The organism is Ornithinimicrobium avium, assembly GCF_003351765.1.
GTDB classification, from domain to species: Bacteria; Actinomycetota; Actinomycetes; order Actinomycetales; family Dermatophilaceae; genus Ornithinicoccus; species Ornithinicoccus avius.
On record NZ_CP031229.1, the window covers coordinates 1,355,700 to 1,368,058 of the forward strand.

General features: G+C 72.6%; 12 protein-coding genes. 7 read left to right on the forward strand and 5 right to left on the reverse strand.

The genetic code is table 11. From position 1 onward, the window contains the following. Nucleotides 1–107 precede the first annotated feature (107 nt). On the reverse strand, nucleotides 108–2,033 hold the full coding sequence (locus DV701_RS06145; protein ID WP_114927530.1) for a sialidase family protein: 1,926 nt from the start codon (nucleotides 2,031–2,033) through the stop codon (nucleotides 108–110). Between the two features lie 155 nt (nucleotides 2,034–2,188). Here DV701_RS06145 and DV701_RS06150 point away from each other — a divergent pair, with 155 nt between their 5' ends. The 5 genes from DV701_RS06150 (at nucleotide 2,189) to DV701_RS06170 (ending at nucleotide 7,285) form a co-directional block, all read left to right on the forward strand. Further along, nucleotides 2,189–3,289, forward strand: a complete 1,101-nt coding sequence (locus tag DV701_RS06150) for a Gfo/Idh/MocA family protein (protein ID WP_228255250.1) — start codon at nucleotides 2,189–2,191, stop codon at nucleotides 3,287–3,289. Nucleotides 3,290–3,291: 2 nt separating this feature from the next. After that, entirely contained in the window at nucleotides 3,292–4,086 is a 795-nt protein-coding gene (locus DV701_RS06155) for an aminoglycoside phosphotransferase (protein WP_228255251.1), read from the forward strand. A gap of 149 nt (nucleotides 4,087–4,235) precedes the next feature. Continuing rightward, complete coding sequence (locus DV701_RS06160) at nucleotides 4,236–4,769, forward strand: DUF6318 family protein (RefSeq protein WP_114927531.1); 534 nt, start codon at nucleotides 4,236–4,238, stop codon at nucleotides 4,767–4,769. Beyond that, on the forward strand, nucleotides 4,766–5,665 hold the full coding sequence (locus tag DV701_RS06165; protein WP_162802842.1) for a hypothetical protein: 900 nt from the start codon (nucleotides 4,766–4,768) through the stop codon (nucleotides 5,663–5,665). Before DV701_RS06160 ends, DV701_RS06165 begins: the two co-directional genes overlap by 4 nt. Before the next feature lie 135 nt (nucleotides 5,666–5,800). Next, complete coding sequence (locus DV701_RS06170) at nucleotides 5,801–7,285, forward strand: glycoside hydrolase family 3 N-terminal domain-containing protein (protein WP_114927533.1); 1,485 nt, start codon at nucleotides 5,801–5,803, stop codon at nucleotides 7,283–7,285. Nucleotides 7,286–7,306: 21 nt separating this feature from the next. Here DV701_RS06170 and DV701_RS06175 read toward each other — a convergent pair whose 3' ends face one another. The 3 genes from DV701_RS06175 to DV701_RS18150 are packed head-to-tail and all read right to left on the reverse strand — an operon-like array spanning nucleotide 7,307 to nucleotide 8,507. Next, nucleotides 7,307–7,819 (reverse strand): hypothetical protein, encoded by a 513-nt coding sequence (locus DV701_RS06175; protein ID WP_114927534.1) that lies wholly within the window; start codon nucleotides 7,817–7,819, stop codon nucleotides 7,307–7,309. Between the two features lie 38 nt (nucleotides 7,820–7,857). Further along, on the reverse strand, nucleotides 7,858–8,385 hold the full coding sequence (locus DV701_RS06180; RefSeq protein WP_162802843.1) for a L,D-transpeptidase family protein: 528 nt from the start codon (nucleotides 8,383–8,385) through the stop codon (nucleotides 7,858–7,860). Next, on the reverse strand, nucleotides 8,352–8,507 hold the full coding sequence (locus DV701_RS18150) for a peptidoglycan-binding domain-containing protein (RefSeq protein WP_162802844.1): 156 nt from the start codon (nucleotides 8,505–8,507) through the stop codon (nucleotides 8,352–8,354). Before DV701_RS18150 ends, DV701_RS06180 begins: the two co-directional genes overlap by 34 nt. Before the next feature lie 177 nt (nucleotides 8,508–8,684). On the opposite strand from DV701_RS18150, the gene DV701_RS06185 reads away from it, so the two are divergent. Together DV701_RS06185 and DV701_RS06190 are read left to right on the forward strand one after the other, a co-directional pair. Beyond that, nucleotides 8,685–9,719: an LLM class flavin-dependent oxidoreductase gene (locus tag DV701_RS06185; RefSeq protein WP_202863650.1), complete on the forward strand. Its 1,035-nt coding sequence runs from the start codon at nucleotides 8,685–8,687 to the stop codon at nucleotides 9,717–9,719. A gap of 38 nt (nucleotides 9,720–9,757) precedes the next feature. Continuing rightward, nucleotides 9,758–11,083 (forward strand): VOC family protein, encoded by a 1,326-nt coding sequence (locus tag DV701_RS06190; RefSeq protein WP_162802845.1) that lies wholly within the window; start codon nucleotides 9,758–9,760, stop codon nucleotides 11,081–11,083. A 62-nt stretch (nucleotides 11,084–11,145) separates the two neighbouring features. Here DV701_RS06190 and DV701_RS06195 read toward each other — a convergent pair whose 3' ends face one another. Further along, nucleotides 11,146–12,348, reverse strand: coding sequence for a glycoside hydrolase family 32 protein (locus tag DV701_RS06195; RefSeq protein WP_162802846.1), 1,203 nt, complete (start codon nucleotides 12,346–12,348; stop codon nucleotides 11,146–11,148). Nucleotides 12,349–12,359: the final 11 nt, after the last annotated feature.

Here is a 12,359-nt window from a genome sequence, read left to right on the forward strand (position 1 = left end):
ACGGTTGGCCCGCTCGTGCTCCACAAGAGCGTCCCGTGAGAGTGCTGCACGGCGCAGCACTCCCACGGGACGCTCTCTCGCGGGACACTCAGTGGCGCACCATCGCGTCAGGGCAGCTGCACCGCCGGCCCGTCGAGCGCGACGGCGGTCACGTCCTCCCCGGAGGTGGAGGTCCACGTCGTCCTCGGCGTGAACGATCCAGCTTCCAGGTCCTCCGCCGTCACCACGTGGTAGGGGAAGTTGCAGTTGTAGGCGTCGTGGGCCGGCAGGTTGCGCCAGCGGCAGTTGCGGGAGTCGACCGCAGGGTCGAGGTCGCGCAGGTTGCCGCTGGGGACGACCGTGGTCGCGGCGTCGCTGAGGTTGGTGACGCGGTAGTGGAAGGAGATGCGGTCACCCACGACATACGGCTCGGTCTTGGGATGCAGGACCGTTCCCCCCGTCACGCTGATCCGCCCGTCGACCTCGTCCGCGCTCTTGGGCACCACGGCGACGAGGGTGCCCTGCGAGCTGCGCCCGGATGAGTCGGTGAGGGTGAGCGGGATGCGGTAGGTCCCTCCGCTGGCGCTCGCCGGCACGTCGACGTCTACCGAGAGCTCGGCGCTGCGGCCCGGCGTCAGACGCCTGGGCACCTCGGAGATCTCGACCGTCCAGCCCTGCGGGGCGTCGGCGACGACCGTCGCGTCCTTGATCACCGGGCCGAGCTGGTTGGTCACCACCACCGTGGAGGTCGCGGCGGTCCCACGCTCGATGCTCAGCTCCTCGGCAACGAGCGGTGCGCACAGGCCCTCGAGCCACGCGAGGTTGAACTCTGCAAACCTGATGCTCGAGTGGCCCGGCTCGTAGAGGAGGCCGACGTTGCCGTCCGGCAGGGTGGCCAGCGTGGAGTATGCGGTCGCCGCGCCCGGTGCGAACGCCTTGGCGATGGGCCAGTTCTCGCCGTCGTCGCAGCTGGCGCGGACCGTGCCGTTGGTGCGGCCGCTCTGGCTGTCGGCGTTGGAGAAGAGCAGGACCTTGGCGCGTGCGCTGTCCTCGTCGGCGTTGGGGAAGGCGCGGACGATCGAAGCGTTGTTGGTGGGGTCCGGCAGCTCGGTGTCGATCCGGACCTCGCCGTAGGTGACACCGCCGTCCTCGCTGATCGCGACCTTGCGGAACTTCGACCCCGCCGAGTCGCGCGAGTTGAGCATGACGCGGCCGTCGGAGAGCTCGACGGTCTTGTTCTCATCCATGCCGGTGCCGACCGGCTCCCCCGCCTGCCAGGTCTGCCCGTGGTCGTCGGAGTAGACGGAGACCGCCTGGAAGGTGCCCGCACCGTTGATGATCGTGTACTGCTGGATCAGGCGGCCGGCATGCGGGCCGTACTTGAGCTGGATGCCCTGGCCGCTGGCTGCGAAGCGTGAGCGCCACGACAGGTCGGGCGTGATGTCGGCGGTGATCACCTGGTGCTCCCACGTCGTGCCGCCGTCGACGGACACGCTGACCTCGGCGTGCAGCACGTTGCGGTCGTCGGGGTCGACACCGGGGCGCGAGCCGGCGAAGCCTTGGTCGTAGGACTTCACGTGGAAGTTGAAGATGTGTCCGGTCTCCCGGTCGACGATGTAGCTGGGGTCGGAGTAGCCGACCTTCTCCGCGCCCGGCACCCCGCCGTGGACGACCGTCTGCTCCTGCCAGGTCTGGCCGCCGTCGCGCGACACCCGCTGGAGTATGGAGTTGGGCCCGGGTGCGTCGCCGCCGGTCGGGCGTCCGTCGTAGGACGCGAGCAGCGTGCCGTCGTTGGTCACGGTCAGCGCCGGGATGCGGTAGTTCGGGAACCCGCCCACGCCGGGGACCGCGAGGTCCTGCTCGGTGTAGGTCGGGTTGCCTGCCCAGAAGGGGGTGGCGTCGTAGTCGGGGTGAGGCTCCAGATGCGCCGCGCTGGCGGCGGCCGGGAACAGGAGCGACAGGGCGCCTGCGGCCGCCAGCAGACGCAGGGCGCGGGTGCGGGTCGTCGTCGACGTGCGGGTCATGAGCTCGGGGATCCTCTCGATATAAGACATCAGACGTTTGATGTCTGGCGATGACGCTAGGCGAGGCTGGTCGACCACGGCAACGGCTACCGGCAAGTCCTTACCAAGTCTTTACTCGCGGCCCTAGCCCTGCCCAGGTCGTCCGTGCAGGGACCCGGCGGCGGCCCAGCCGTAGCATCAACCTCATGCGCTACGGGATCGTCGGCACCGGCTACTTCGGGGCGGAGCTGGCGCGCGTCGCCGCAGCCCTGCCCGAGGGAGCGGTGACGCGCGTGTACTCCCCGGAGCACGCCATACCGCTCGCGCAGGAGGTCGGGGCACAGGTGGCGGCCGACGCGCTGGAGGTGTGCATCGCGGACGACGTCGAGGCGGTGATCGTCGCCAGCCCCAACGACGTGCACGTCGAGCCGGCGCTGGCCGCGGCGGCGGCGGGCAAGCACGTGTTCTGCGAGAAGCCGGTCGCGCTGTCCTACGCCGACGCGGCGTCGATGGTGGGGGCGGCGCGGACCGCGGGCGTGACGTTCATGGCGGGGCACGTGACGCAGTTCATGCACGGGGTGCGCGAGGCCCGTCGCCGGATCGCGGACGGCGAGATCGGGCGGCTGCTCGTCGCGCAGGCCGCGCGCACGGGGTGGGAGCCGCCGGCGGAGCAGGTGAGCTGGAAGAAGATGCGCGAGCGCTCCGGCGGCCACCTCTTCCACCACATCCACGAGCTGGACCTGGTCCTGGCGGTGATGGGCGCGGCCGAGCGCGTGGTGATGTCCGGCGGGAACCTCGCGCACCGGGGCGCCGGGCACGGCGACGAGGACGACGTGCTGCTGGCCGTGCTCGAGCACGAGGACGGGAGCCGCTCGCAGCTGCAGTGGGGGTCGGCGTACCGCTGGCCCGAGCATCACGTGACCTTCCAGGGGACGCTCGGCGCGATCCGGGTGGACCTGCAGGACGTGGGCGTCACGATGCGCACCGAGCGCGGGACCACCACCTGGCCCCTGCACAGCAGCTGGGCGGAGGACGCCGAGCGGCGCGAGGAGTATGCCGCAGCCTCCGGCGGCGGAGGCGTCACCTACGGGGCGCCCGGGGCGCGGCCGCCGGGCTGGCTGCGGCGGATCATGCGCGAGGAGCTCGAGTGGTTCGAGGACGTCGTCGCCGGTCGGCTGGAGCCGGAGCGCGCGCTGGCGGGGCTGACGGACGGGCAGGCGGCGCTGACCTCGATCGCCACGGCGGAGGCGCTGACGATCTCGCTGGCCGAGGACCGGAAGGTCTCCACGGCCGAGGTGAGCGGCTGACCGTGGCGTACCCCCTCCAGCAGCGTGACGCCGTGCGCCCCCCGCCCGAGATCTTCGACCTGTTCGCGGTGCCGGCGGATCCTGTGCCGGTCGACGGGGGCCGTGGACACAGCGTCCGCGCCGGTGACCTCGTGCTCTCGCCCGGGCGGGACGCGGCGACCGCGGCCTGGCTCAACCCGGTCCTCGCCCGCCTCGCGGCCCGGCTGGACCACGAGGAGCCGAGGTCGCTGCGGATCGCCATGCCGATCCCGTCGCGCGACCTGCGCTGGGTCGTCGACGGATGGGGAGCGAGCCGCTCCGAGCCCGACGCCCGGCCGTGCCGGGACCTGGACGTCCTGCTAGCCACCGCCCGCCTGCTGCACGCGCACCTTGCGGGCGTGGTCGCATCAAGGCCGACGGCGCTCGCCGCCCGGGAGGACCGGTGGTCCCGCGCCGAGCAGGCGACCTTCGGGCCGGAGCCACCCCTGGGCGTCCTCGGCCGTGACCTCGCGGCGGAGTGGGAGGTAGCCGACCTCGGCCCGGACCAGCTCGTGCACGGCGACCTCGCCGGCAACGTCCTGCTCGACTCCGCGGGGCTGCCGGTGGTGATCGACGTCGCGCCCTGCTGGCGTCCGTCGCTGTGGGCCGAAGCGGTGGTGGTCCTGGACGCGGTCCTGTGGCTCGGTGCCGACCCCGACGTGCTGGCTGGGTGGACCAGCGGCAAGCAGCGGCAGGCCATGCTGCGGGCCGCGCTGTTCCGCTTGCTCAGCGACGTCAAGCCGGAGGTCGGGCGCTACCGGGCCCTGCTGCTGGCGTGACGAGGCAGCGCTCACGGGCGTGCCGACCGGCCGATCCTTACCAAGTTTTTACCTGTGGACAACCGAAACTTGACGATCCGTCGGGCACACTGGACGGCGACCGATGCCCCGCTGATGACACGCGGGCGCCGCGCCGTGAGGGGTATGTAGTGAAGCGATCCGCCATCGTCGCCGTCGGCCTGTGCCTGGCCGTGCTGTCCGGCTGCAGCCAGACGCCCGAGCCGAGCCCGCCGCCATCCAGCGAGGACGCGCTGACGACGTCCACGCCGGACAAGAGCGAGGCGACGAGCGAGGCCCCGCCCACGGACGCTGCCGAGACTGAGGAGCCCGAGGCCGACGGCCCGCCGCAGATGCCGGAGGAGGCGACGGAACAGACTGAAGCGGGAGCGGAGGCGTTCGTAGAGTACTACCTGAACACACTTAACGCGGCCCGCGCTTCGAGAGACGCCAGCGAGCTCCAGCGCTTGGCGACCGAAGAATGCGAGTCCTGCCGAAACTTTGAGGAAAGCGCCACATCAGGCAGCTCTGACCCCCTGGAGTACGACGTGGAGAGCGCCACCATGTCGAGCCTCTTAGCCACAGTGCAAGTGGCGGTCGTGGATGGATCCACCTCGGGTACGGCCTACTTCACGCTGGAATGGGACTCCGCATGGAGAGTCTCTGCTGTGCAGGCCAAGGCATGAGCATCGCGATCCTATTAGCGCTCTCGCTGACGATGTCAGGCGTCACGGACCCTCCCCCAGATGATCCAGGAGACGACGACTTCTTCTCTGACATCGGTGACGGCGATGGCATCTACACCGGCTTTACGCAGGACAAGACCACCGCACTCGCGCAGACCTACCCACCCGGCTCGAGCGCGGAGATCCCTACCTCCATCTACCAGTACGTCGCAGTGATCAACTGCGCACCGAACTCACCTGAGCAGCCACGGCTGGAGATCTGCGACGCCTCCGTGAACTTCTGCCTCGAGAATGTCCCCGACTCCAGCGGGCCGTACTCCATCATCTATCGCCGCACGGCCGAGCCTGACGGCAGCTCACCCGGCGACTGGTCCGAGATCGGCCGCACCTGCTGGACCGACTCCGTCCCTGCCGCCTCCGGCTCGCCCGCGGTCGAGCTCACCGAGGCGATGATCGTCGAGCAGTTCCACCGCACCGACTTCGCGCTCCCGCGGGCCGTGATCCAGCCGCCGGACGGGTCGACGCTGGTCAACCTGCCGGTCTACTTCCAGCTGGACTGGCCTGCAGCCGGCTTCGAGCCCGACGAGGTCGACACCACCACCCTCGTCGGCCACGAGGTGCGCATCCGCCCCACCCTCATCGGGGCGACCTACGTCACCGGCGACGGCTCGAGCATCGGTCCGACGACGAGCCTCGGCGGCGGCTACCCCGACGGCGACGTCACGCACACCTACGAGCGGTCAGCCGAGGTGTCGCCCCACATCACCGTCGAGTACGGCGGCGAGGTCAGCGTGGACGGCGGTGAGTGGACCACCATCCCCAGCTCAGCCACCGTCGCCGGGCCGGCAGCGCCGCTGCGGGTCCTCGCCTCCAAGAACCGCCTCTACGACAACTGACGCCGGACCCGCGAGCACCCCCGCAACCTGCGCCACCGCCCGTCACGTCCTTACTCTTGAGGGAGAAGGTCGACGACCCCTCGCGCTTCACGGGGAGCCTGCTGATCCACGACCCACGAGGCAGGAGCACCCCGGATGTTCAAGCTGATCGCGACCACGACCCTCCTGGCCGGCCTGCTGTGCCCGGCCGCACCGCCCATCACGTCAGCAGCCATCACGTCAGCAGCCGTCACGTCGGCGGCCGTCCAGCCGGCCGCCACCCGGCCGGCCTCCGTCCCCGCGTCCCGGTCAGCGTCCGGCGTCACCGACCGGAGCGCGTCGGAGGCCCTGGCCGGGATGAGCCTGGAGCAACGGGTGGGCCAGCTGTTCATGGTGGCCTCCCCGGCCACCGGCGCCACCTCCGGGACCGTCCGGGCGATCACCGACCACCACGTCGGCAACGCCTACCTCAGCGGCCGCAGCAGCGACGGGCTCATCGACACCCGCCACCTCGCCGACCGGCTGCAGCGGCTCTCCACGGTGAGCCGCACCGACAACACCGCCCTGCTCGTCGCCACCGACCAGGAGGGCGGCTACGTCCAGGTGCTCTCGGGGCCCGGCATCTCCCGCATCCCGACCGCCCTCACCCAGGGCACGTGGAGCAGATCGACCCTGCGGTCGCGCGCCGCGACGTGGTCGGCCCAGCTGCGCGGCGCCGGGGTGAACCTCAACCTGGCGCCGGTCCTGGACAAGGTCACCGCAGCATGGGCCCCGTACAACGAGCCGATCGGGCAGTACGACCGCGAGTACGGCCACAGCTCCGGCCGGGTCACCGACAAGGGGCTCGCCTTCCTGGAGGGTATGGAGTCGCGCAACGTGGGGGCGACCGTCAAGCACTTCCCCACGCTGGGTCGGGTGCGCTACAACACCGACACCCACTCCGGCGTCGTCGACTCCAGGACGACGACCAGCTCGTCATACCTCGACCCGTTCCGCGCGGCGGTCGCGCACGGGACCGAGTCGGTGATGGTCTCGACCGCCTACTACTCCCAGATCGATCCCGACCACCCGGCAGCGTTCTCGCGGACCATCATCACCGGGCTGCTGCGCGAGCAGATGGGTTACGACGGGATGGTCATCAGCGACGACCTCGGCAACGCGGCACAGGTGCAGGCCTGGAGCCCGGGGACCCGTGCGGTCGACTTCATCGACGCCGGCGGGGACGTCGTGCTCACCGGCAGCACCTCCGACGTGCCGGCCATGGTGGACGCGGTCCTGGCCCGGGCGCAGACCAGCTCCGCCTTCCGTGACAAGGTCGACGCCTCGGCGCTGCGCGTCCTGAAGGTGAAGGAATCCCTCGGGCTGCTGCGGCAGTACTCCCGGCTGAACGAGACCGGGCAGCTGGACCCCACCACGGTGAGCGCGCTGCAGGTCTACCTGCGGGTCACCGCCACCGGTCGCTGGGACGCCCACACGCGCAAGACGCTGCAGCGCACGGTCGGGACGTCGATCGACGGCGACTGGGGGCCGCGCTCCCAGGCCGCTCTCCAGGACTTCCTGGGGATCAGCCGGGACGGCTCGGGCGGCCTGAACGACCGCACCGTCACCGCCCTGCAGGAGTACCTGAACGCGCAGCGCTAGGGGTGCCACCGACCGCGTCGGTCAGGACGGGCACGCCCGCGACGCGAACTCCTCGACGCTCAGCCGGACCATCTCGACCGCGTCCGGGTCGGTCCCGTTGACGTAGACGCTCCCCGGCTCCATCCTCGCCAGGTCCGCGTAGCGGAAGGCCACCGTCCCCAGCGACCCCTGCCCGCCTACGGAACCGTCGGCGACGTAGGAGCGCGCCCCCAGCAGCTCCACGGGGTCGCCCTCCCACCCAGCACCAGGGTCGTGCAGCGCCAGCTCGGTGGTGGCCGCCACCGGCGCCGACGCGGTCCAGGCGCCGACCGCCTCGTTCGTCTCCCCGGGCGCGAGGCCCTCGCGTCCGAGCGCCAGGCTCACCGTCAGCGGCGCGGGCTCGCAGGCGTGCACGACGACGACCGCCCGCTCCTGGGCGTCGACGGAGACGCCGATCCCGCCCCCGCGCTCGGGCACCTCCCCCGCGATGCACCCGGACAGCAGCACGGCGGCGAACACCCCGAGGAGGGGGACGGCGATCCGGGTCCGGTCCATGCCCCATTGTGCCGGACACCGCCGTGCCGAGGGGGACCTCAGGCGTCCACCACGCCGACCCTCGTGCCGAGCTGCAGATAGCCCGTGCTCCAGAGCATGTCCATCGCCCGCGTCGACAGCCGGCTGCACCCGTGCGACGCCGGCCACGGGGGTATGGAGCTCGAGCCGTGGACGGCGAAGCCTCCGTCGTAGTACATCGGCCGCCACATCGGTCCCAGCGGTCCGGACTGCCATCCCTGCGACCACGTCGAGTAGACCCGCCACGAGCCGGTCGGTGTCGTCGCGCGGTAGCGGCGTCCGTCGAGCCAGTAGTACTCACCGCTGCCGGTGCTCGTGCTCAGCACCCGCCGGGTCCGGCCGCCGCGCACGACGAGGAGCAGCTGCGCGGCCAGGTGCACCTCGACGCGTGAGCCGGAACCGCCCACCGGTGCCGGCACGCTTCCCGCGTCGAGCGCCGCGCGCGTGATCGGCCCGACGACCGCGTCGCGCTCCAGGCCGTTGTGCTTCTGCACGGCCCACACCGCCTGCTGCGTCAGCTCGCCGAAGTCGCCGTCCGCCGCCCGCACCAGTAGCCCAGCCCGGCCATCCGTCGCTGCAGGGCGATCACGTCGGACCCCCGGCACCCTCGGTAGAGCTCCCTCGCCGACGCCGAGCGGCGCGCGACCTCCATACCCTGGACATCACCCATGTCTCCTGCTCCCTGTCGCTCCGCCCGACCCCCTGGGCCGGGTCACGGGGACGAACCCCGTCCCTGGAGGACGCCCCTGAGAAGAGGAGCACCTTGCCACCGGCCAGATACCGGAACCCGGTCCCCGGGACGCGGGCGCGACGGCATACCGGGCCCTCCCCGGACGTTGCCGCAGACATGCCCATCCCCACCCGTCGCGTGCCCCTGTCCGTCCTCGACCTCGCGCCCCGCTCGCAGGGCATGACGCCGCAGCAGGCGCTGCAGGAGTCGACGAGGCTGGCCCAGGAGGTGGACCGGCTGGGCTACCACCGCTACTGGATGGCCGAGCACCACGGCTCGGAGACCTTCATGTCCTCGGCGACCGCGCTGCTCCTGGGACACATGGCGCACCACACCGACCGCATCCGTCTGGGCGCCGGCGGCGTCATGCTGCCCAACCACTCCCCGCTCATGGTCGCCGAGTACTACGGCACCCTCGCCACCCTCCACGGCGACCGCTTCGACCTCGGGCTCGGCCGGGCGCCCGGCACCGATCCGATGACCGCCGCCGCGCTCGCCAGGTCGAGCGGGCAGCTCCAGGACTTCGCCTCCGAGGTGGCCGCGCTGCGCGACTACCTGGGCGACACGCCGAGCCTGCCGCACGGCCGCGGCGTCGTGCGTGCCCTCCCCGGGGAGGGCACGCACGTGCCGTTGTGGATGCTCGGCTCCTCCACGGGCGGGGCCCAGGTCGCGGCCGCGCTCGGGCTGCCGTTCAGCTTCGCCTCGCACTTCGCGCCGGACCAGATCCGCGAGGCGCTGCTGGTCTACCGCGACCGGTTCCGCGCCGACGCGCAGACCGCGCAGGTGGACCGGCCCACCGTGATGGCCGGCGTCAACGTGCTGGTCGCACCCACCCAGGAGGAGGCCGACCACCTGTTCACCACCGCCCAGCTGATGGCGATCCGCATCCGCAGCGGGCAGCCCGGGCCGCTCGACCCGCCGGTGGAGTCGCTGGCCGACGCCGTCCCCGAGCAGCTGCTCGCCCTGGCCGGCGCGCACCAGGCCGTCCGGGCGGTCGGCCCGCCGGAGCTGGTCGCCGAGCGGCTCGAGGAGTTCGCCGCCGAGCACGAGCTCGACGAACTGATCCTGACGACCTACGCCTACGACCCCGAGCTGCGCCGCCGCTCCTTCCGGCTGCTGGCGCAGGCCTGGGGGATGACCGCGGGCGGCTGAGGACAACCTCCGTCCGCGTCGGCTGCCATGCTGTCCTCATGGTCGATCCGCCGAAGAGCCTGACCGCCCGCGAGCTGCAGCAGTCGGAGGGCGCAGACGACTGGAGGGTCCTGGGCACGGGCGCTGCCGCCTGGTTCCTCACGGACTCGCACGCGCGGGGCGCCACCCTCGCCGGGCGCGTGCTCGAGCTCGCCGACCGGACCGTGACCCCGCTCGACCTGGACGTGCGCGCGCGAGGGGTGCGTGTCCGCATACCCCTCACCCCCGAGGACGACGGGTGGACGACGGACCACCTGGCCACCGCCCGGGAGGTCTCCGCGCTGGCGGCCGAGCTGGGGCTGGCGGCCGACCCGGCCGGGCTCCAGGACGTCCAGCTGACCTTCGACGTGCTCGACCAGGCCGCGGTGAGCCCGTTCTGGGAGACGGTGCTGGGCTACGCGAGGGTCGGTGACGAGGACCTGGTGGACCCGGCACGGCGCCACCCGCCGATCTGGTTCCAGGACCTGGGCACCGAGGGTCCGCGACCGCTGCGCAACCGGCTGCACCTCGACGCCGTCACCCCGCGCCCGGTGGCCGAGGCCGTCCTGGCCACGGTGCAGGCTCGCGGCGCGCGGGTGGTGCCGCACGGCTTCTACGCCACCGTCGCCGACGCCGAGGGCAACGAGGTGGACCTGCTGGAGCTGGAGGACTGGCCGGAGCAGCCCTGGCAGGCGCCCGGGACCGAGGACTGGCGGCTGGTCTTCGCGGCCCTCGCCTGCTACCCCACCACCGCCGCCGGCGAGGCGGCCGGGCTCGTCACCGCCGCCGCCGCGCTCGCCGACGACGCCGGCCTGCCGCTCAACGTCGACGTACGACCAGGGCTGGTCACGGTCGCCACCGCCAAGGACGCCTGGGAGACCGACGGGCGGTATGAGGCGCTCGCGGCCCGGGTGCAGCTGGCCGCCCGGGGCCTGGGTCTGGTCTCCGACCCCGCCCTCGCCCGGTTCGTCCAGGTCGGCATCGACGCGGTGGACGTGCCGGCCGCGCGGGCGTTCTGGCGGGCGGCCCTGGGCTACGAGCAGGACCCGCGCACCGGGGTGACCGATCTCGTCGACCCGCGCCAGCTCAACACGACCGTCTTCCTCCAGGACCTGGACGTCTCGGAGACGGCGCGGCGCGCCCAGCGCAACCGGATCCACGTCGACGTCTTCCTGCCCGACGACCTCCTGCACGAACGGCTCGAGGCGGCGTTGGCCGCCGGCGGCACGGTCGTGCACGACGCCGGGCCGATCTGGTGGACGGTGGCCGACCCCGAGGGCAACGAGGTCGACCTCACGACGGCCGCGGGCCGCGAGGAGCACTGGCGGCAGGCACACCCCGGATGATCCTGGGCTCCTTGCGGTTGCGACGTGGACGACCTGCCCGGCAGCGGCGCCCGGTGGCCAGCTCACCCCGGTCGGGGCCCGACCGTCTCGGCCACGGCGGTGCGCGGCGCCGACCGCAGCGTCCACGGCCGGTCGTCCCGCCAGGTCGAGGCCCTCGAGCCGTCGCCCGGGTAGACCTCCACGAGGTCCGCGTCCACCCATACCTGGCTTCCGGCAGTCAGCTCGACCTCGCCCAGCTCCGGGTGCGCGAGGACGGCTGCCGAGGCACCGACGGTGACCACGATTGCTCCGCGGAGCACCTTCTCCGCCTCCTCCACCGGGCTCGGCGCCCCGCCGCAGAGCACGGCCGCGGCGCCCTGGTCGAGGACGAGCACGGGCCGCCCCTCGTGCAGGACCAGCCGTCGCGGCAGCGTCATGCAGCCCGCCCGGTCCCGCACCGCTGGGTCCTGCGCGTCCTCCCTCGCCCAGCCCATCACCCACGGCGCAGCCTGCCCGTCGAGCGCCGCCTGGGGAGCGTAGAAGCAGTTGCCCCCGTCGAGCAGGTCGACGCGCTCCGGCACGAACCGCGGCTGCCCGTCCTCCTCGACCAGGTCGCCGACGCAGGCCACGACCGACCCGAGGACGCCGCGGTCGTGCAGGGACAGGAGCAGCACCCATCGGTCCTCGACCGGCACCAGCTGCGGGCACTCCCACACGTCCGCGGGACCGGCGGCGGCCAGCACGCCCTCGTGCCCCCGCAACCACACACCGAGGTAGTCCCACCGCGACGGCGAGCCCACGTCATGCAGGAGGATCGCCGGCTCGCCGCCGGGCAGACCGGCGCCCTGGATCGCCAGGCGACGACCGCGGTGCTCGAGGACGAACGGGTCGCGCATCACCTCCACCTCCGGCGGCGTGCGCGCCACCACGCGCGGCGCTGACCAGGTGAGCAGGTCCTCGCTGCCCTCCCGGACGCAGACGGTGCTGTGCGGCGCCTCGTCGGCGATGCCCGAGTAGGCGACCGCCGGCTTCTCCCCCGGCAGCCAGCAGCCCGACCAGCAGCCGAACGCGTCGGGGCCCCCTGGCGTCGGGCCGAAGGCGACCGGGTGCAGGTCCCAGCGCGCGAGGTCCCCGCTGCTGGCGTGGCCCCACGCGATCGCGTCGTGGACCGGCCCTGCGGGGTTGTGCTGGAAGAAGACGTGCCACCGCCCGGCGCGCCGCACCATGCCGTTGGGGTCGTTGAGCCAGCCCCGCTCGGGGGCCAGGTGGTATGTCGTGCCGCTCACCGCTGCAGCAT

Excerpts from the sequence above, each read along its gene's own strand:
- DV701_RS06145 (WP_114927530.1), bottom strand. The coding sequence starts at position 2,033 with ATGTCTTATATCGAGAGGATCCCCGAGCTCATGACCCGCACGTCGACG.
- DV701_RS06150 (WP_228255250.1), top strand. The coding sequence starts at position 2,189 with ATGCGCTACGGGATCGTCGGCACCGGCTACTTCGGGGCGGAGCTGGCG.
- DV701_RS06165 (WP_162802842.1), top strand. The coding sequence starts at position 4,766 with ATGAGCATCGCGATCCTATTAGCGCTCTCGCTGACGATGTCAGGCGTC.
- DV701_RS06170 (WP_114927533.1), top strand. The coding sequence starts at position 5,801 with ATGTTCAAGCTGATCGCGACCACGACCCTCCTGGCCGGCCTGCTGTGC.
- DV701_RS06175 (WP_114927534.1), bottom strand. The coding sequence starts at position 7,819 with ATGGACCGGACCCGGATCGCCGTCCCCCTCCTCGGGGTGTTCGCCGCC.
- DV701_RS18150 (WP_162802844.1), bottom strand. The coding sequence starts at position 8,507 with ATGGGTGATGTCCAGGGTATGGAGGTCGCGCGCCGCTCGGCGTCGGCG.
- DV701_RS06185 (WP_202863650.1), top strand. The coding sequence starts at position 8,685 with ATGCCCATCCCCACCCGTCGCGTGCCCCTGTCCGTCCTCGACCTCGCG.
- DV701_RS06190 (WP_162802845.1), top strand. The coding sequence starts at position 9,758 with ATGGTCGATCCGCCGAAGAGCCTGACCGCCCGCGAGCTGCAGCAGTCG.